18 protein-coding genes and 1 pseudogene are annotated in these 17975 nt (G+C 67.7%); 13 read left to right on the top strand and 6 right to left on the bottom strand.

Annotated features, from left to right (window positions below):
• The first annotated feature begins 208 nt into the window (after positions 1-208).
• Entirely contained in the window at positions 209-1306 is a 1098-nt protein-coding gene (gene mraY / locus FGL98_RS22085; RefSeq protein ID WP_146320568.1) for a phospho-N-acetylmuramoyl-pentapeptide-transferase, read from the top strand.
• 83 nt (positions 1307-1389) lie between these two features.
• Here the strand turns inward: mraY and FGL98_RS22080 are convergent, their stop codons facing one another.
• Entirely contained in the window at positions 1390-1575 is a 186-nt protein-coding gene (locus FGL98_RS22080) for a DUF5703 family protein (RefSeq protein ID WP_146320566.1), read from the bottom strand.
• 39 nt (positions 1576-1614) lie between these two features.
• Between FGL98_RS22080 and FGL98_RS25570 the strand changes: the two genes are divergently transcribed.
• On the top strand, positions 1615-1962 hold the full coding sequence (locus tag FGL98_RS25570; protein ID WP_186526317.1) for a hypothetical protein: 348 nt from the start codon (positions 1615-1617) through the stop codon (positions 1960-1962).
• 4 nt (positions 1963-1966) lie between these two features.
• Here the strand turns inward: FGL98_RS25570 and FGL98_RS22070 are convergent, their stop codons facing one another.
• Positions 1967-2884 (bottom strand): aldo/keto reductase, encoded by a 918-nt coding sequence (locus FGL98_RS22070; RefSeq protein ID WP_146320580.1) that lies wholly within the window; start codon positions 2882-2884, stop codon positions 1967-1969.
• A gap of 153 nt (positions 2885-3037) precedes the next feature.
• Here FGL98_RS22070 and FGL98_RS22065 point away from each other — a divergent pair, with 153 nt between their 5' ends.
• The 5 genes from FGL98_RS22065 to mshC are packed head-to-tail and all read left to right on the top strand — an operon-like array spanning position 3038 to position 7465.
• The gene (locus tag FGL98_RS22065; RefSeq protein ID WP_146320564.1) at positions 3038-4102 is read left to right on the top strand and encodes an LLM class F420-dependent oxidoreductase; all 1065 of its coding nucleotides are present in this window, start codon (positions 3038-3040) and stop codon (positions 4100-4102) included.
• 2 nt (positions 4103-4104) lie between these two features.
• Complete coding sequence (locus tag FGL98_RS22060; protein WP_146320562.1) at positions 4105-4839, top strand: MSMEG_4193 family putative phosphomutase; 735 nt, start codon at positions 4105-4107, stop codon at positions 4837-4839.
• Between the two features lie 9 nt (positions 4840-4848).
• Positions 4849-5388 carry a DUF3090 domain-containing protein gene (locus tag FGL98_RS22055; RefSeq protein WP_146320560.1) on the top strand — a complete coding sequence of 180 codons (540 nt, stop codon included), beginning with the start codon at positions 4849-4851 and terminating at the stop codon, positions 5386-5388.
• Entirely contained in the window at positions 5366-6178 is an 813-nt protein-coding gene (locus FGL98_RS22050) for an SCO1664 family protein (RefSeq protein WP_146320558.1), read from the top strand. The genes FGL98_RS22055 and FGL98_RS22050 overlap by 23 nt, the downstream gene beginning before the upstream one ends.
• Before the next feature lie 30 nt (positions 6179-6208).
• The gene (gene mshC, locus FGL98_RS22045; protein ID WP_146320556.1) at positions 6209-7465 is read left to right on the top strand and encodes a cysteine--1-D-myo-inosityl 2-amino-2-deoxy-alpha-D-glucopyranoside ligase; all 1257 of its coding nucleotides are present in this window, start codon (positions 6209-6211) and stop codon (positions 7463-7465) included.
• 3 nt (positions 7466-7468) lie between these two features.
• On the opposite strand, the gene FGL98_RS22040 is transcribed toward mshC, so the two are convergent.
• Entirely contained in the window at positions 7469-7813 is a 345-nt protein-coding gene (locus tag FGL98_RS22040; protein WP_146320553.1) for a carboxymuconolactone decarboxylase family protein, read from the bottom strand.
• A gap of 154 nt (positions 7814-7967) precedes the next feature.
• Between FGL98_RS22040 and FGL98_RS22035 the strand changes: the two genes are divergently transcribed.
• From FGL98_RS22035 to FGL98_RS22020, 4 genes and pseudogenes are all read left to right on the top strand, one after another.
• The gene (locus FGL98_RS22035) at positions 7968-8864 is read left to right on the top strand and encodes an aminoglycoside phosphotransferase family protein (RefSeq protein ID WP_222432341.1); all 897 of its coding nucleotides are present in this window, start codon (positions 7968-7970) and stop codon (positions 8862-8864) included.
• Between the two features lie 309 nt (positions 8865-9173).
• A pseudogene (locus FGL98_RS22030) lies at positions 9174-9350 on the top strand (ClpX C4-type zinc finger protein); the annotation flags it as partial.
• Positions 9351-9500: 150 nt separating this feature from the next.
• Positions 9501-9806, top strand: coding sequence for a hypothetical protein (locus FGL98_RS22025; RefSeq protein WP_146320550.1), 306 nt, complete (start codon positions 9501-9503; stop codon positions 9804-9806).
• A 585-nt stretch (positions 9807-10391) separates the two neighbouring features.
• Complete coding sequence (locus FGL98_RS22020) at positions 10392-11012, top strand: GNAT family N-acetyltransferase (protein ID WP_222432340.1); 621 nt, start codon at positions 10392-10394, stop codon at positions 11010-11012.
• 506 nt (positions 11013-11518) lie between these two features.
• Here the strand turns inward: FGL98_RS22020 and uppS are convergent.
• Both uppS and FGL98_RS22010 read right to left on the bottom strand, forming a co-directional pair.
• On the bottom strand, positions 11519-12265 hold the full coding sequence (uppS, locus tag FGL98_RS22015; protein WP_146320548.1) for a polyprenyl diphosphate synthase: 747 nt from the start codon (positions 12263-12265) through the stop codon (positions 11519-11521).
• 90 nt (positions 12266-12355) lie between these two features.
• Positions 12356-15370: a tetratricopeptide repeat protein gene (locus FGL98_RS22010; RefSeq protein WP_186526316.1), complete on the bottom strand. Its 3015-nt coding sequence runs from the start codon at positions 15368-15370 to the stop codon at positions 12356-12358.
• Positions 15371-15577: 207 nt separating this feature from the next.
• Between FGL98_RS22010 and FGL98_RS22005 the strand changes: the two genes are divergently transcribed.
• The gene (locus FGL98_RS22005) at positions 15578-16123 is read left to right on the top strand and encodes a YybH family protein (protein WP_146320544.1); all 546 of its coding nucleotides are present in this window, start codon (positions 15578-15580) and stop codon (positions 16121-16123) included.
• A 9-nt stretch (positions 16124-16132) separates the two neighbouring features.
• Positions 16133-16873, top strand: a complete 741-nt coding sequence (locus FGL98_RS25565) for a hypothetical protein (protein ID WP_186526315.1) — start codon at positions 16133-16135, stop codon at positions 16871-16873.
• Between the two features lie 42 nt (positions 16874-16915).
• Here the strand turns inward: FGL98_RS25565 and FGL98_RS21990 are convergent, their stop codons facing one another.
• On the bottom strand, positions 16916-17764 hold the full coding sequence (locus FGL98_RS21990; protein ID WP_146320540.1) for a PAC2 family protein: 849 nt from the start codon (positions 17762-17764) through the stop codon (positions 16916-16918).
• Positions 17765-17975: the final 211 nt, after the last annotated feature.

The raw sequence follows: 17975 nt of genomic DNA, 5'->3' as shown, positions 1-17975 counted from the left end.
CGGCAGGCACAGGCCCTCCCGGTGATGTTGGCGAGTCTCGACAACCCGTCTTTTACCGGGGCCTGTGCCTGCTTCGCTGCGTGACACGCCGCAATGACCGCGCCTATCCGCGGAATCTCTTAGGGGGTTTCTTCCGCACGATGGACCGACGCATCCGTAGGCCGCTGGGCATTCCCGCGGCGCCGTCCCCCGCACGGGAGCGGCGCCGGTGAAACTCGTAGTCATCGGCGCGCTGGTCGCACTGTTCATCGGGCTGGTCGGCACCCGCTACTTCATCGCACTGGCCCGACGCGAGGGCTGGGGCCAGTTCGTCCGCGACGACGGACCGACGACTCACCACACCAAGCGCGGCACGCCCCAGATGGGCGGCATCGTCATCATCGCCGGCTCGGTGATCGGGTACGCGCTGGCGCACCTGCTCACCTGGGACCCGCCCACGGCCTCCGGCATGTTGGTGCTCTTCCTCATGGTCGGAATCGGGTTCGTCGGCTTCCTGGACGACTGGACGAAGATCACCCACGAACGTTCACTCGGCCTACGCTCCCGGGAGAAGCTCATCGGCCAGACCTTTGTCGCGGTCATCTTTGCCATCCTGGCCACCAGGTTTTCCCGCGGCGGCATCACGCCGGCCAGCTACCGCATCTCGTTCGTGCGCGACACGTGGTTCAACCTCGCGCTCGCCGGCCCCGTGCTCGGCGTGATCCTCTTTGTGCTCTGGGCCAACCTGATGATCACCGGCACGAGCAACGGCGTGAACCTCACCGACGGCCTGGACGGGCAGGCTCCCGGTGCCTGCGTGATGGTATTCGGCGCCTACCTGCTGATCAGCGTGTGGCAGTTCAACCAGAACTGCCAATCCAGCACCTCGTCCACCTGCTACAACGTGCGCGACCCGCTCGACCTCGCGGTGGTGGCCGCCTGCGTGACGGGCGCCTGCTTCGGATTCCTGTGGTGGAATGCGTCACCGGCCAAGATCATCATGGGCGACTCCGGCTCCCTCGGGCTCGGCGGCGCACTCGCCGGCCTGGCGATCATGACCCGCACCGAGCTGCTGGTGATCATCCTGGGCGGCCTCTTCGTGTTCGAGACGGTGTCGGTGATCCTGCAGGTGGGCTACTTCAAGGCGACCAAGCGCCGGAACGGCGGCGTGGGCAAGCGGTTGTTCCGGATGACGCCGGTCCACCACCACTTCGAGTTGCTCGGCTGGGACCAGGTCACTGTCACGATCCGCTTCTGGATCATCTGCGGCCTCTGTGTCGCGGCGGGCCTCGGAGTGTTCTACGCCGAGTGGGTCGTCGGCGCCTGACGATCGACCGCGCCCCATACGCCCACCCAGCGGCAACTCATGGCGACCGTCGGTCAAACAGCGGAGGAGTCAAGAACGGCTGTTCAGGCGGTGCGTTGAACGCGGATGATCTTCCGGCGCAGCCACACGCGCCGGCGGCCGCCCAGATAGAGGCAGCTGCGGGCCAGCTCCCAGTGGCCGTACTCGGCGTGATCGGTCAGCGACTGACGGATGTCACTGCGGCTGATGTCGCGTCCGAATTCCAGGACGCGGTATTCATACTGGATCATTGCTGCCCATTCTGCGTCAAAGCCGATACCGTCTGCATCATGACCGCCGATCCGCGTGCCGCACTGACCTCTCTCGTAGGCGCCCTCGAACGGCATCTCGAGGCCGCCGCGTCCCGGCGTGGTGAGAACGATCCGACCGTAGTCGCCGCATACCGGGACCTGGCGGACGCCTTCGAGGCCTACGACGACGTCCTGCTCGATGTCTACGGCGAGGTGACACCGCTGGAGGTCTACAGCGGGGACGATGACGACGACCTCGATGACGACGCCGGAGATGATGACGACGATGAGGACTTCGACGAGGACGAGGACGACAGCTCCTCGCAATACGTCGGGCTGAGCGATGACGATGCCGATGAGCTCGACTTCGACGAGGACGAGCGCTGAGGGGTTAGCTCGAGACCTCGTCCAGGGCGTGGCCAACCTCATCCGGGATCGTCAAGGCATCACTGCGTAGGGCTGCCTGCAACTGGATCAGCGTGCGCGCACCGACGGCCGCGGCAGACACTCCCGGACGATCCCGGATCCAGGCGAGGGCGACCTCGGTGGCGGTGACGCCCAGCCCCTCGGCGGCGGTCACCAGCGCCTCCACGACAGGGCCGTTGCCCTCGCGCAGGAGCGCCACCCGGTGACCGGCGGCCGCCCGCGACTGGGCAGGCACGCCGTGGCGGTACTTGCCCGACAGCACACCGCCGGCAAGGGGCGACCAGGCAAACACGCCCGTCCCCAGATGCGCAGCGGCCGCAGCGAGCTCATGCTCGGGCCAGCGTTCCAGCAGGTTGTACTCGACGCCACTGGCCACCAGCGGCACCCGCACCTGCTCGAGCAGCGACGCTGCTCGAGCCAGCTGCCAGCCATGGAAACCCGAGACCCCGACATACCGGGCGCGACCGGTGCGCACGGCGTGCTCCAGCGCTGAAAGCGTCTCGGTCAGCGGCACCTCGTCGGACCACGCATGCACCATCCACAGGTCGACGTAGTCGGTGCGCAGCCTGCTCAGCGACGTGTCCAGCTGCCGCAGCAGGCCGCCACGGGAGGTATCGACGCGGACTCCGTCGCCATCGCGTGACAGGCCGCTCTTGGTGCACAGCACGAGGTCGTCGCGGTGGTCGGTGCCGACAAGGGCACCGACGATCTCCTCGCTGGCTCCGTCCCCATAGCCGTATGCCGTGTCGATCATCGTGCCGCCGGACTCGCGATACGTCGACAACAGCTCGGCCGCCAGATGGGGGTCGACATCGGTGCCCCAGCCGTGGGTTCCCAGCGCCAGCGCGCTCACTCGCAGCCCGGATCGGCCAGCCGTTCGCATGTGCACGCTCACACCGTAGGCCCTCGCCGACCGCGGGCGGGGTAAGGCACGGGTTGCAGCGAGGACTTCGTGGGGCACGGTGGGGCCGGGGGTCCTCGCGAAGTACCGAGCGCAGCGAGGACTTCGTGGGGCACGGTGGGCTAGCGTCGGGGTATGAAACTTGGCATCAACCTGGGCTACTGGGGCACGACGGGCACGGACGACCTCGAAGCGATGCGCCGGCTGGCGACGACCGCCGACGAGTGCGGGTATGACGTGGCGTGGCTCGCGGAGGCCTATGGCTCCGACTCGGCCACGCTGGCGGCCTACCTGAGCGCGCACACCAGCCGGATCGAGTGGGGCAGCGCCGTCATGCAGATCCCAGGTCGCAGTCCCGCGATGACGGCCATGACTGCGGCGACCCTGGACTCGATCACCGACGGGAAGTACCGGCTAGGGCTGGGAGTCTCCGGTCCGCAGGTCAGCGAGGGGTGGCACGGGGTGCGCTTCGACCATCCGCTGGGGCGCACGCGTGAGTACGTCGACATCATCCGGCTGGCCGTGGGACGCAAGAAGGTCGAATACGACGGGACGTACTTCAAGCTGCCGCTGCCGGACGGGCCGGGCAAGGCGCTACGGCTGCTGCTGCATCCGAAACGGGCCCACCTGCCGATCTATCTGGCCTCGATCGGCCCCAAGAACCTCGAGCTCACCGGTGAGATCGCCGACGGCTGGCTGGGCATCTTCGTCAGCCCGGAATACGTCCACGAGCAGCTGGCCATGATCGAGCGGGGCCGGGTGAAGGGCGGCCATGCCGACCGGCCGATGGCCGGGTTCGACGTGGCACCCCTGGTGGCGGTCAGCGTCTCGGACGACCTCGATGCGGCCGCAGACCGACTGCGCCCGAACTCCGCGCTGTACGTGGGTGGGATGGGGTCGCGCAAGCAGAACTTCTACAACGCCCTGGCCGCCCGGATGGGCTTTGCGGAGGCGGCCAAGACCGTGCAGGACCTCTACCTGGACCACAAGCCCCGTGAGGCCGCGGCGGCGCTGCCTCGAGACTTCATCGACCGGACTGCCCTCATCGGCTCCCGGGACCGGATCGCGGCCCGGATGCATGCCTACGCCGATGCCGGGGTGACGACCATCAACGTCGCGCCCGCCGGGGACAGCCTGGACGAGCGGGTCGAGACGGTGCGGATGATGGCGGAGCTGCTCGAGCGGGAAGGGCTGGCGTAGGCGTGGCGCTGCTCCTTCTCGTCCGGCACGGGCGATCGACGGCCAACACCTCTGGCGTGCTTGCCGGCTGGACGCCGGGGGTCTCACTGGACGACACGGGTCGCGCCGGAGCGGGTGCCCTCGCCGAGCGGATGGCGCCGGTGAAGGTTTCACGCATCGTGTCCAGTCCGTTGAAGCGCTGTCAGGAGACCGCGGCAATCCTGGCCAAGCAGCACGAGGGTCGCGGAGTCGCGGTCGAGTACGACCAGGGGCTGGGGGAGTGCCGGTACGGCGCGTGGACGGGCCGCAAGATCGCCGACCTGGTCAAGGAACCGCTGTGGCGAACCGTCCAGGACACCCCTTCGCAGGCCACCTTTCCGTCCGGCGGCCAGTTTCCCGCGGAGTCGCTGCGGGCGATGTCGGACCGGGCGACCGCGGCGGTGCGGCGCATCGACGCCGAGGTGGAGGCGCGCGACGGTGCACATTCGGTGTGGGTGGCGGTGAGCCACGGCGACGTGATCAAGGCTCTCCTCGCGGAGGCGCTGGGGCTCGCGCTGGACGAGTTCCAACGCATCGTGGTGAGTCCGGGATCGCTGAGCGTCGTGCAGTACACACCGAAACGGGCGTTCGTGCTGCGGATGAACGACGGGACCGCCGATCTGACGGCGCTGCTGCCGACGCCGAAGGATGACATCGCCCCCGGTGACGCCACGCCCGGTGGCGCAACCGGTGCAGACGCCGACGGTCGGGCCACCTAAGGTCGAGGTATGCCGCAGATCGACTTCGACAACCCGGACCGGTTCATCGCCGGAACCGTGGGTCCCCCTGGCCAGCGCACCTTCTTCCTGCAGGCCGTGCAGGGTCGCCAGATCGTGTCGATGTCGCTCGAGAAGGAGCAGGTGCAGGTCCTCGCGGAGCGGGTCAACGAGCTGCTCGACGAGGTCGATGCGACAGCCGACATGCCGCAGGCGCCTCAGGACAACGAACCCCTCACCACTCCGATCGACGATGAGTTTCGAGTGAGCACACTCAGCCTCGCGTGGGAGGCGGACCTGGCCGCGGTGATCATCGAGTGTCACGACCGCCAGGTGGCCCTGGAGCCGGACGAGAACGGTGAGGAGATCGTCGAGGTGACCGATCCGGACGCCAGCATGGTGCGCGTCATACTGCGCCCCGATCTGGCGCGAGAGTTCGCCCGCCGTGGCCTGGCAGCCGTCGCCGACGGACGCCCGCCCTGTCCCTTCTGTGGTGGCCCGTTGGAGACGACGGGTCACATCTGCCCCCGTGCCAACGGATACAAGCGCTGAGCGCGCCGCCGTCATCGGGCTGCTGACCGATGGTGAGCTCGAGATCGAAGGACGCCTGGTCGAGGCGTCCAATGTCGTTCTGCGTGTCTGGTTGAGCCAGGGGAGCGAGCGGATACCGGCTGTCTACAAGCCGGTTCGAGGCGAGAGGCCGCTCTGGGACTTTCCTGAAGGCACGCTGGCGTGTCGCGAGGTCGCGGCCTGGCTGGTCGCGCAGTCGGGCGGCTGGCACGTCGTGCCGCCGACCGTGCTGCGGGACGGCCCGCTGGGATCCGGGTCGGTGCAGCAGTGGGTCGGTCCGCTGACGGGTTGGGACGACTCCGGCCTGGTGCGACTGGACCGGCCCCGGGAGGTGCCGGACGGCTTCGTCGAGGTGCTGACGGCGGAAGACCCGCAAGGCGAGCCGCTGGTGGTCTCGCATGCCTCTTCGGATCAGGTCCGGGCGCTCGCGCTGCTGGACCTGGTGCTCAACAATGCCGACCGCAAGGGGAGCGCGATGATTGTCGATGGCGATCGGTTATGGGCCATCGACCACGGCCTCTGCTTCCACGTCGAGGAAAAGCTCCGCACGGTCCTGTGGGGTTTTGCCGGTGAGCGTCTTGCCCCGGCGGAGCGGGACAGGCTCACCAAGGTCCTGGAGGCCCTCGACGGCGACCTCTCGGACCGGCTGCAGCTGCTGCTGGACGGCGACGAGATGATGGCGTTGCGAGCCCGGGTCTGCGATCTGCTCACGGCTGGGCGGTTCCCGGCGGTTCCGGTCGACCGGACGCCGCTGCCCTGGCCGCTGTGGTGAGCCAATGGTGGGGTGCTTAGGGTTGAGCGTGTGAATTCCTGGCCTGCACCCGAGCTGCCCGACGTCCAAGGCGAAGGCCACAACCTTCGGATCTGGGATGCCGGCACCGGTGCGCTCACCACGCTCGAGCCCGCCGACACCGCCACGATGTATGTCTGTGGCATCACGCCGTATGACGCGACGCACCTCGGTCACGCCGCCACCTATGTGACGTTCGACCTGGCGGGGCGCGTGCTGCGCGACGCCGGGCACCCGGTGCGCTATGTGCAGAACGTCACGGACATCGACGACCCGCTGCTGGAGCGGGCCGAGCGGGACGGAGTCTCCTGGGAGGCGCTGGCGCACAGCGAGATCGAGCTGTTCCACACCGACATGGCCGCACTGCGGGTGATCCCGCCGGACCACTACGTCGGTGTGGTGGAGACGATGGACCGGCACATCGCCAGCGTGAGTGCGCTCCTTGAGTCCGGAGCGGCCTACGCCCTGCCGGTCCCTCCTGGCGAAGGTGGCGCCGACGGCGCGCAGGACGTCTACCTCGACCTGGGACGGCAGGGGACCTTCGGTGCGGTGAGTCGGTGGGACCGCGATCAGATGTTGGAGGTGTTCGCCGACCGCGGCGGTGACCCCGACCGCGTCGGCAAGCGTGACGTCCTCGATCCGCTTCTCTGGCGGGCCAAGCGGCCGGGGGAGCCCTCCTGGACCGGAGGTTCGGTCAGCGAGGGCCGGCCGGGCTGGCACATCGAGTGCACGACCATCGCCCTGGATCACCTCGGCATGGGGTTCGACCTGCAAGGCGGCGGCACCGACCTGATCTTCCCGCACCACGAGATGAGCGCGGTGCAGGCGGTCGCCCTGACGGGCCAGAAGCCCTTCGCGCATGCCTACGCGCACCAGGCGATGGTGGCCTACGACGGCGAGAAGATGAGCAAGTCCAAGGGCAACCTCGTGCGGGTCTCCGATCTGCGCCGCGATGGCGTGGACCCGATGGCGATCCGCCTGGTACTGCTGGCACAGCACTACCGTACGGAGTGGGAGTACACCGGCGACCTGCTCGACCGGGCCACCGCGCGGCTTGCGGCGTGGCGTCTCGCGCTCGGCGAAGCCGGCGACCACGGCGCAGGGGACCTGATCGCCCAGCTGCGGGCGGCACTCGCAAGGGACCTGGACGCGCCGGCAGCGGCGCTTGCGGTGGACGCCTGGGCAGAGTCGGCGCCCCGCAATGGCCGGCCGTCACCTCAGGTGGAGGCCGCCCTCGACGCGCTGCTCGGCATACGGCTGGCCGCCTGACCGTCAGTGGTTGTGCGGCTCGGTCTCACCCAGGGCGTGCAGTGCCAGGGTGGAGTGGGCGTAGGCTCCGCCGGCGCGCATCTCGGCGGCAACCCAGATCGCTTCCATGATCTCCTCCGACGAGGCGCCCTTGCGCTTGGCCAGCTTGGTGTGCCCGGTGATGCAGTAAGGGCACTGGGTGGTGTGTGCGACGGCCACCGCGATGAGCTGCTTGGTCTTCTCGGGTAGGGCCCCTTCGGCGAAGACCGCCTTGCTGAAGTTGTCGAACGCCTCGTGGATCTGCGGCGCGAGCTCCTTGCGACGCTCGCCGATCTCACGGGTTGCCGGTGGGTAGAGGTCCTCGGCCATGACGGCTCACTTTCTTCGGATGGATGACGTCTTCCACGCTAGCCACCACCCGTAGCGGCATGCGACCGGGTCGGCAATCCGCCGACCGGCACGTCCCACGGTTGGCTCATCCCGGTGGCAACGGCGGTTAGGTCACCGATTAGCGTCATAGCCGATGGCGAGTGTGAGCGGAATGCACGTGGGTGAGATCGCGATCAGCGACGAGCTGGTCCGCCGACTCGTGGATCAACAGTTCCCGAACTGGGCGTCCTATGCCCTCACCCGGCTTCCACCGGTCGGCACCGACAACCAACTCTTCAGGTTGGGCGACGAGCTGCTGATCCGGATGCCAAGGATCGACTGGGCGGCCGACTCGGCGGAGCGTGAGTACACGTGGCTGCCACGGTTGGCACCCCACTTGTCGACACCAATTCCCGCGCCGATCGAGCTGGGTCGGCCGGCAGAGGGCTATCCGTGGCACTGGACGGTCGTGCCCTGGTTCGAGGGCGAGACGCCGACGCCTGACACGTTCGACCCGGAGGGGTGGGCGACCAGCCTCGGTGCATTCGTCCGCGATCTCCGCAGCGTCCCCGGGATGGACGCACCGGTGAAGACCGAGGGTCGCGGCGGTCCACTGCCATCGCTCGACGAGTGGGTTCGCACGTGGACCTCAAGAGCCGACACGACCGAGGTCAATCCAGACCATGTGCTGGCCGTGTGGCGTGATGCCGTCGAGGCGCCGGCGTGGGACGGGGACCCCGTGTGGTTCCACGGGGACCTGCACGAGGGCAACCTGCTGGTGCGCGACGGCCGACTTGGCGCCGTGATCGATTGGGGCGCTGCCGGTCGCGGAGATCCGGCCATCGAGCTCAACGCGATGTGGGGCTACCTGCCCGCGTCCGTGGCTACCTTGTATCGCGCGGCCGTCGGCCTTGACGAGGCGGCGTACCGCAGAGCACGAGGCTTTGCCCTGGCGCCGGCCATCAGCGGCTGGATTTACTACCGAGACACCGCCCCACACCTGTCGGCTCTCGGCCTGGCCGCGGTGAAGTCGCTGATCGCGTCCCTCTGATTCAAGCAGTGGTGAGGGCAAGGACGAAGAGCGACGTGCGGGACCGTGATGGTGAGTTCCATAACGGGTCGCCCGGCATCCTCCGCGTTGTCGAGATCGCAGTTCTTCGCTTTAAAACAGGGTGGAAGAACTGAGAATTGCGATCTGGTCGACGGTCGCGCCGAAAGCTGCGACCTCTGCGGCGTGACGCCGAGAGGCGTGCAACGCTCGGCCGGCGCGCCATACGTCCACCGAGGGGCGAGTCAACTTATAGCGGTTGCCGCACAAGCAGCCGGAGCCTCCACAATCGGAGCGCCCAGTGGCGGCGTTATGCGGCAAATCGCGGGCTCACCGTTCCAGGACAGTCCCCTGGTGAGTGCCTCGCTGCGCTGCTCCTTCTGCGGGAAGGACAAGAGTGCCGTGGACAAGCTGATCGCCGGATCGAATGGCGTCTTCATCTGCAACGAGTGCGTACGCCTGTGCGACGAAATCCTCGAAGAGGAGTTGCGGCCCGACGGGTAGCGGTATCCCCTACGCGGATCGGTTTACGGTGATCGGCCGGAGCGTCTCGGTCGTGCCGCTCCTCGAGATGAGCAGGACCGAGGAGACCAGATGCACACTGCCTGTTGTGACCTCGTCTGGTGGAGGGATGGCTAGATGAACTCGAACGAGTGGGGCTTTGCCCGCGCGATTCGGCCACGCCGAGGGTTCACAGTGATGCTGCTGTTGGGCGGGAGCACGTTGTTCGGCGTGCTGTTCGCTGTGCTGAAGGGGACTGGCGGGGGCTGGCATATGGTGCTTGGGAATCTGAGTGCCCCGTGGCTGGTGCTCCCGATCGCTGCCGGGGCGGTTGCTTCTCGTCGATCTGTCACCTCGGGGCTGGTCGGAGGTCTCGCAGCCCTGTTGAGCCTGGCCGCGTTCTATGCGACGACGGCGACACTCTGGCACATGGTCAAACTTTGAGACTGCCCGCAACAATCTGACGTTCCTTGTCGGTGGCACAGCGGGCGCTGCTGCTGTCACTGCGATCAGCAGTCGCTTCGCTCGCCGCGGGAAGCTGGTGCTGCTTGGGTTACTGCTGGTGTTTGAGCCCGTGGCGTGGATTGTCTATGACACGGTGGAGAAGGACCCGGTTGATGCTGTGTCGGGAAGCGGCGCCGTGTTCGCCGGCGAGGTTGTGTTGGGGCTCTCGGTTGCCGCTATTGCTCTGGTTATCAGCAGAGTTGGTCAGCGTCCGCTCTCGCGCGGCTGATCGCGTGTTCGTTTGCCCAGGCGCTGGCGCCACGGCTTGGACAGTGCCCGGCAGCCGATCCACCTGCGGGGTGCGGAACTGCCCGATGGGGCACCTTGCGCACGAACAACCGTCGAGGAACCTTCGCCGCGTCCCGAAGATGGAACGATCACCGGTGACGAGACGAACGACCGGCGGATGGGGTCCTCCCGTCCCGCAGGGGTGGCCATACGGAGCATCCCTGGACGCGTCGCCGATTGCCAATCGCAGATCGGTGGAGCGGGGAAGGCGTTGCGCGCGAGCGGCAGGTAAGCCGGTTGCCCGTCGATCACTCGCTGCTGTATGAATTGCAGATGCTGCTTGGCAAGTTGGTCTGCCTACGACCGCGTCATGAAGATGACGTGGCCGTTTTGCACGCGGAGCTTTATGAAAACGTTTCGGGCCGCTCCCGTTCGCATCTTCAAGGCTGGGTCCCCATCCCGTCCGGGCCACGTTCCCCGTATGCCGTGCCTGCGCCGTCGGAGTCAGCTGCGGTCTTCTCGGTGGTTGAGCGAGCCACTGGCGACCTGGCCGGAGAAGCATCGCTGTGGGGCATTGATTTGCACAACCGATCGGCCCACCTCGGTCTGTCGCTACGGCCCGCCTTCCGTGGCCGGGGCTTGGGCACTGACATCGTTACCGTTCTCACCGATTACGGATTTCGCACACGTGGCCTTCACCGATTGCAGTTGGAGACCCTGACGGACAATGCTGCGATGATCGCCGCCGCCGCTCGAGCCGGATTTCGCCGTGAAGGCACGTTAAGGCAATCTGGCTGGGTTAATGGGGTTTTCACCGACGACGCGATCTTGGGGCTACTGGCCCAGGACTGGTCCGACAGTTGCGACGCACAACAGAGTGCCCCGACGTCCGAGGTTCCCGCAACTCAAACCCAATAGCGGATCGTCATGGCTCGGTACGGACCGGGTGGACCAAGACATGACCGCTTTCTTGAAGCCTGCCGCAGCAGACTCGACGTCGTCTACCTCGAACTCGATCGTGGCCTGCGGCGCCGAATGCGTTGCTGGCCACTCCTGGGCACCGAAGCAGGCCTGGGCAGCCTCCGACAGGGGCCACACCCCGAAATGCTTGGCGCCCTCAGTGCGTTCTGGGTACCGGTACTCAGAATTAGGAACAGTGGTTGGTGGCCGGAGCGAAGACCCATAGTGGCGGCCGCGCCGAGGGTCGGTGGAAGCCGCGTCCGGTGCGAGAGCCAAACCTGTTGAGGCGAATGAGCGATCTGGTAGCGGCGCTGGGTCAAGGTTCCGTACTGCCTTTCGCCGGGAGGGCTGCCGGTAGAATGTCCGATCGGTGCAATCTGCCGTTGTCGCAGCCGGCCACGAACTCACGCTCGACGGGCGTCGGGATCCAGATGTCGCCCTCGGTGATCGTCTATCGACACAACTCAGCAGGCTGCAGGGCTTGGTGCGGTTCTCCGGCGGTAGTCATCGATAGCAAGGTCGAGGTCGTGTTCGCTGAACGCCGGCCACAGCTTCTTGCTCACGTGGATTTCTGCTTTTTGGCTCTGCCAGGGGAAGAAGCCCGAGATCCGTCGCTCGCCGCTGGTTCGGATGACCAGATCGATGTCTTTGACCGATCCGCCGGGCAGGGCAGACGTGATCGCGTCGACGAAGCCGGCGCCGTCCGGTGGCTCGCCACCGATCCCGCGCAACACGCGTCGAACCGCGTCGGTGACATCCTGGCGGGGGTCGTACCCGATCGCGAGGGTCAGCTGCGCTGGGCGGCCCTCCGTCTCGACCATCGCCGCCTGCAACGCCTCGCTACACGCCACGGGCAGGAGTGTCAGATCGCCCGCGATATGCAGCTGCCACCACTCAGATTCGCGGACCTTGACCGGAAGGACGGTACGAATCAGGTCAAAGAGATACTCGATCTCGGCACCCTCACGCTTGCGGATGTTGTCCGCGGACAGCACGTAGACGCTCGCATGATCGATCCCACGGGCATGTAGCCAGCCGAGTAGGTCGGCCAGGTGATCGGCGCCGACCTTGTGTCCGACACTGGCATTGGCAAAGCCCGCCGCGCGTGCCCACCGCCGATTGCCATCCATGATGACGCCTACGTGCCGTGGAAGCGGACCCTGCGGCCGCGACGGCGCCTCTTCGCGCCGCCTGAATCGAAGACGTGTCATGCAGTCAACTATCTCTCATCCACTACGAGAACCGAACCGTGCTCGCGTTCGCCCTGCCGCTAACGCTTCGCCAGCCGAGGTGGTGGGTGGTCAGTCGGCTGCCTGCAATCGTTGGTGGACGGCTCGTGTTTCTGGAGAAGGGCCGACGCCGAGTTCGGTGCGTAGCAGCTCGGTGAGCTGTTGGTACCGCTGGGCTGCCTGTCCGACCTCCCCGAGGCGGCTCAGACAGATCATGAGGTGGCGGTTCGCGGCCTCATCGAGAGGGTCACGCTCGATCAGGCGACGGTAGATCTCGGCCGCTTCGTCGTAGCGGTCGGCAGCAGCGAGCAGCCGGCCGACCTGCGACAGGGCCCGGGTGGCGGCATCGGCGAACTCGACGCGGCGGGCCAGCACCCACTCTGTCTCGGGCAGGTCTTGGCCGAACTCTCCGCCGTAGGCGGTGATGGCACGTTGCAGATGGGCGAGGACGACCTCGGGTGGCTTGCTCCGGCGGGCTGCGGCGAGGCCTTCTTGGAAGATCTCGACATCTGAGCTGTGTTCCCGGGTGCGATCAAGGGTGTAGCGCCCAGCCGCGTAGAGAATCCAGCCGGGGTCGCCGACTGCGCGGCGCAGGTCGCGTAGGGCGGTGTGAAAGGCGTTGCGTAGTTGCGGGCCGTCCAGGTCGGGCCACAGCGCGGTACCGATGTTTGCCTTGGTCAGCGACGGTGAGCCGGCGAGCAGGAAGAAGAGTTCCCGTGGTTTGCCGTAGCCCCAGTCGGCGGTGGTCAGCAGGTGTGTGCCGCGGTGCACCGTGCAAGCGCCCAATGCGCGGATGCGCAGCCGTGGTGCGGTTGTGGTCGTATGGACGTCGCGGGGCGGGCGACCGTGTGTCGGTTCGGGCGATGGCACGGTTGCCGTCGCGGTGATCAGCTGGTCCAGCGTCGCTCCTTGTCCATGTAGCCACGCGGCGGCGAAGTCGTCTTCGCGCAGGTGTTGGCGGGCGGCGGCATCGACCCGGTCGTGGCGCGGCCGTTCGCAGGGCGCGAGCTCGGTTCCGATGGCGGTCCGGATCTGTGCGGCCGCGCCGAGCAGCGCGATGCTTCGGCGATGATCGCCGGTGGTCTGTGCGCACGCGGCCAGGTCTTCGAGGACGCTTGCCGTGCGCCACCGATCGCCGAGGGCTCGGTGGCGCGACAGAGCGTCGAGGAGCAGCTCTTCGGCGGCGGCATCACCGCGACGCAGCGCGAGCAGGCCGAGTTCGTGTAGAGACCAGGCCATCCCTTCGCGGTAGCCGAGCCGTTCGGCCAGTTCGCGGGCCTGGCCGAGCATTTCGGCGGCGACGGCATACTCGTCACGGTATTGCGCGACGGCGCCCAGGCTGAGCAGGGACCATACGATGCCTTCGCCGTCGCCGAGCTGCCGGAACGCGCGCAGCGCCTGCTCGGACTCGGTGACGGCGCGTTGCCAGTCACCTTGTAGCCAGGCGGTGAATCCGAGATATCCGCGGGCCTGAGCAACTTGCCGGGCATCGGCGTCGCCTGCTGCCAGTGTCAGGGCTTGCCGGTAGAGCGCCTCAGCGCGAGCGTAACGGCCCAGCTCGCGCGCCACACTTCCGAGTCCATGCAGAGCCATGACGGTCCCGGGCCGGTCACCGATCTGCCGGTACAGCCGCAGGCCGGCTTCCAATCGGCGCACCGCGGCCGGGTAGTCGCAGGCCAGAAAGGCCAGCCGGCCCGCGCCGAGCAGGGCCTTGGCGCGAAGCGGTTCCGGTGCGCCCGGATCGGCGGTCGCGGCCCAGTCCAACCACTGCCACTCTTCGCGGTAGTGCCCGCGCACCGCGCACAGCCTCTCCAGCCCGGCCGCCAGCCGGAGGCCGGCGGGTGGCGCGCCTGACTCAGCCGCGAACTTCAGCGCGGCTCGCAAGTTGTTGCCCTCGAGCTCCAGTTCATCCAGGTGCTCGGTCTGTCGCGGCCCGGACAAGAGTGGCTCGGCCCGGTCGACCAGGTCGGCGTAGAAGCCGAGATGGGCAGCAGCAACGGCGCCTTGCTCGCCGGCCTCGGCGAGCCGTTCGCGGGCGTAGTCGCGGATCGGGGACAGAAGTCGATACCGCACCGGTCCACCCGTGGACTGTGCCGTGAGCAGCGACTGGTCCACCAGCCGGAGGAGCAGATCCAGCAGCTCGGTGGCTGAGACGTCCTCGCCGGCGACGACGGCTGTGGCCGCCGGCAGGTCGAATCCGCCAGGAAAGACACCCAGGCGGCGCAACACGGTCTGTTCCCAGCCGTTGAGCAGAGCGTTGCTCCAGTCCAGGCTGGCTCGCAGGCTTTTCTGCCGCACCGGCTTGCTCCGGGCTCCGCCGGCGAGCAGCCCGAGCATGTCGTCCAGACCGGAGGCGATCTCCTCGACAGACAGCACCCGTACCCGGGCTGCCGCAAGCTCGATCGCCAACGGCAGCCCACCAGCTCGCCGGCACACGCGCGTGACACCGGGCGCGTTCGCGTCGGTGAGGTGAAAGGTCGGACGGACCGCTTGGGCGCGCTGCTCGAAGAGCTGACCGGACGCGGTGTCCGCGACTACCGCTGCCGTCATTGTGTCGGCGGGTGGGACCCGAAAGGGATGCACCGGCCACAGCGCTTCCCCATCGACGGCGAGCGGCTCGCGGCTGGTGGCCAACACTCGGAGGCGGGGGCACCCGTCCAATAGGGCGTCAACGAGCTCGGCGACAGCGGGACTCAGATGTTCGCAGTTGTCCAGCACCAGCAACGCTGCTGCGGCGTCGAGCCGATCGATGATTGCGACACCCGCCGGCCGTCCCGGCGCGTCGGGCACGCCGAGAGCCACACGCACGGTGTCGGCAACGAGGGCCGCGTCAGAAACCGCCGACAGCTCCACCGTGACCGCCCCGTCCGGTGCCAGCTCCGCCGTGGCGTCCGCCTGCATCAGAGCCAGGGCCAGTCGGGTCTTGCCGACACCACCGGGCCCTGTCAAGGTCACCAGGCGGCATCCCGCCAAGGTCCGTAGCAGCCGAACCACCTCGTCGTCACGTCCCACCAGTGGGGTGCGCGGCGACGCAGGGGTGGTGGCGACACGCGAGACCGTGGCTTTGACCTGTTCTCGACCCGTCATGCGCGACCATTCTGTCGTCCACATCGACGACCGCCGGTACCGAACCATGCGCAAGCGCAGAGAAGGACGTCACCGCGATCGTCAACGCCTCCAGAATACGACCACGCCTGCCATGTCCACGCCGGTTGAACGGGCACCCGGCGATTCCCCCCGCACCGGAGCCAAGACTTACCTCACAACACTGACCCGCACGGTGGGAGGCGACGTATGCCGCAGCAGCCAAACCCGCGTCCGGTGTCCGGACGCGCCGCCGGCAACCCCTCCGCGGTGACTGCCGATGCCGGAACCGGTGACATCATTCAGCCGACTCCAGCCACGCGGAGCGAAGACCTCGGCGACCTCATCGCCGACGCAATCAGTGACGGTGACCTGCAAGCCGCCCTCAGCTACTACGAGCCCGCTGCGATCCTGGCGGTCGGCGGCGCAGCACCCGCCGTCGGCCTCGACGCGATCCGGCGCATACTCACCCGTGCCGTCGAGGCCAAGACGGCCTATGAGGTGCATCCACAACGCAGTCTGATCATCGGCGAGATCGCGCTCCTCGCCGGACGATGGAGCAGGTACGGCGCCAGGCCGGACGGCACACCCACCGCCGAGGCCGGCTCGGTGAGCTGCATCGCGCGCCGGGGTCCTGACCGGGCCTGGAGGGTGGCAGCCCAAAACCTCACCCCCGACGCCTACGACGTTTCCCCCCGCACCCCGCGCGATGCTCATTCCACGCCCGCCCAGCGCCTGGGCACCCAACCACCGTAGGAACCCATCATGCTCAGAAGTAAGCTTGCTCGACGCGCACTGACCGGCGGCGCCATCGTTGCCGTCCTCGCCGGCGGTGGGTCCGCCGTCGCGTTCGCCGATACAACTCCCTCCGCCAACGTCTTTCGGGGTTGCCTGAGCCGAACCCTCGGCACCGTCTACAACGTCCATGTCAACCCGAGCAGCACACCCCGCTGCTTCGGCCGCGACACCCACGTCAGCTGGAACCAGACCGGCACCCAAGGCGCCCAAGGCCCTCGAGGACTGAAAGGCGATCCGGGACCTGCCGGCCAAACCGGTCCCGCGGGTCCTGCCGGCCAAACCGGTCCCGCGGGTCCTGCCGGCCCTGCCGGCCCTGCCGGCCCAGCCGGTCCGGCGAGCACCGGCGCGTTGACCGCCTTGCACACGACCGGCAACGACCTTGCCCTACCGGCCGGCCACTACCTGGTCACCGCCACCGCGTTCGTCACCTCGGGCGCGAGCGCGCTACACGGCAGCTGCGCCATCAACGCAATTGCCCAGGCAGGGTTTCCGCCGTTCGTGTCCGGCGGCCAGGACGGCGTGGACCTCGCCCCCGAGACACAAGGTCTGGTGTCCGCCTCCGGCATCCTCGACATACCCGGACCCGGATTCACCGCGGACATCGAATGCGCCGACGACGTATCCGCCTCTCCACTGCCTGGATTCATTCCCCAGCAGATCACCGCCGTGCCTTACGTCACATCGACCGGCACCGGTGGCACGAGCTGACCGGGGCGCCATACGTCCATCCAGTCGACGCATGGCGGTTGCTCAGTCCCCGTCCTCCTGGCGGCGACGCAGATACTTCTCGAACTCCCGGGCGATCGCGTCGCCGCTGGCCTCGGGAAGCTCGGTGGTGTCCTGTGCCTCCTCGAGGGAGTGCACATACTCGGCGACCTCGTCGTCGGAGGCGGCCAGCTCGTCGACGCCGTGCTCCCAGGCGCGCGCCTGGTCGGCCAGGTCGGCATGTCCGATCAGCGTGTCGAGCAGTTCCTCCAGGCGGGTCAGGAGGGCGAGTGAGGCCTTCGGCGATGGACTGCCGCCGGCATAGTGGGGGACCGCGGCCCAGCACGACAGCGACGGTATGTCGGCCCGGTAGGACGCCTCGGTGAGCACGCCGACGATCCCGGTCGGACCTTCATACCGGCTCGGTTCCAGGTTGTAACGCTGCTGCGTCTCCGCGTGGTCCGAGGTCACGGTGACCGGTATCGGGCGGGTGTGTGGCACATCGGCCAGCAGGCCGCCGAGGGTGATCAGCATCGCGACGTCGGTGTCATGGATCAGCCGCATCAACTCGTTGGTGAAGCCGGCCCAGCGCATCGAGGGCTCGATCCCGTGCACCAGGAGCACGTCACGATCCAGGGGGGTGTCGCGAGCGAGGAAGATCCGGGTGGTCGGCCAGGTGATCTCGCGCGACCCTGCGTCGCCGGTGATCCGCGGCCGGTTGACCTGGAAGTCGTAGTAGAGCTCCGGGTCGAGCGCGGCGATCGGTTCGGCCCCCCACAGGCCGATGAGATGGGCCAGAGTGGCCGTCGCGGTCTCCCCCGCGTCGTTCCAGCCTTCGAAGGCTGCGATCATGATCGGGTCGCGCAGAAGCGGCACGTCCTCGAACTCGATCACTAGGGCCTCCTGACCGCTCGGGTGGTCTGAACAGGTCCACCCTACGGACTCCGGCCCGTTGCACGCTCGATGACTGCCGCATCGGCTCGTCGGATCGCCTAAAATTCAAGAATCGTGGACTGCGAAGGTGAGAGCCGGCCTCGCACCAGAGTCCTGGATGAGTAGTTCCGAGCCGGCGATGGTCGTATCGAAATTTCATGAAGGGGAACAA

It is taken from the genome of Leekyejoonella antrihumi (assembly GCF_007845645.1).
Lineage (GTDB): Bacteria > Actinomycetota > Actinomycetes > Actinomycetales > Dermatophilaceae > Leekyejoonella > Leekyejoonella antrihumi.
The sequence above is the reverse complement of the archived record's forward strand: the minus strand, read 5'-3'. Positions and strand labels throughout refer to the sequence as shown.

What these genes read in the sequence shown, in the direction of transcription:
- FGL98_RS22080 (WP_146320566.1), bottom strand. Translation starts at nt 1,575, where the DNA reads ATGATCCAGTATGAATACCGCGTCCTGGAATTCGGACGCGACATCAGC.
- FGL98_RS25570 (WP_186526317.1), top strand. Translation starts at nt 1,615, where the DNA reads ATGACCGCCGATCCGCGTGCCGCACTGACCTCTCTCGTAGGCGCCCTC.
- FGL98_RS22070 (WP_146320580.1), bottom strand. Translation starts at nt 2,884, where the DNA reads ATGCGAACGGCTGGCCGATCCGGGCTGCGAGTGAGCGCGCTGGCGCTG.
- FGL98_RS22065 (WP_146320564.1), top strand. Translation starts at nt 3,038, where the DNA reads ATGAAACTTGGCATCAACCTGGGCTACTGGGGCACGACGGGCACGGAC.
- FGL98_RS22055 (WP_146320560.1), top strand. Translation starts at nt 4,849, where the DNA reads ATGCCGCAGATCGACTTCGACAACCCGGACCGGTTCATCGCCGGAACC.
- FGL98_RS22040 (WP_146320553.1), bottom strand. Translation starts at nt 7,813, where the DNA reads ATGGCCGAGGACCTCTACCCACCGGCAACCCGTGAGATCGGCGAGCGT.
- FGL98_RS22035 (WP_222432341.1), top strand. Translation starts at nt 7,968, where the DNA reads ATGGCGAGTGTGAGCGGAATGCACGTGGGTGAGATCGCGATCAGCGAC.
- FGL98_RS22025 (WP_146320550.1), top strand. Translation starts at nt 9,501, where the DNA reads ATGAACTCGAACGAGTGGGGCTTTGCCCGCGCGATTCGGCCACGCCGA.
- uppS (WP_146320548.1), bottom strand. Translation starts at nt 12,265, where the DNA reads ATGACACGTCTTCGATTCAGGCGGCGCGAAGAGGCGCCGTCGCGGCCG.
- FGL98_RS22010 (WP_186526316.1), bottom strand. Translation starts at nt 15,370, where the DNA reads ATGACGGGTCGAGAACAGGTCAAAGCCACGGTCTCGCGTGTCGCCACC.
- FGL98_RS22005 (WP_146320544.1), top strand. Translation starts at nt 15,578, where the DNA reads ATGCCGCAGCAGCCAAACCCGCGTCCGGTGTCCGGACGCGCCGCCGGC.
- FGL98_RS25565 (WP_186526315.1), top strand. Translation starts at nt 16,133, where the DNA reads ATGCTCAGAAGTAAGCTTGCTCGACGCGCACTGACCGGCGGCGCCATC.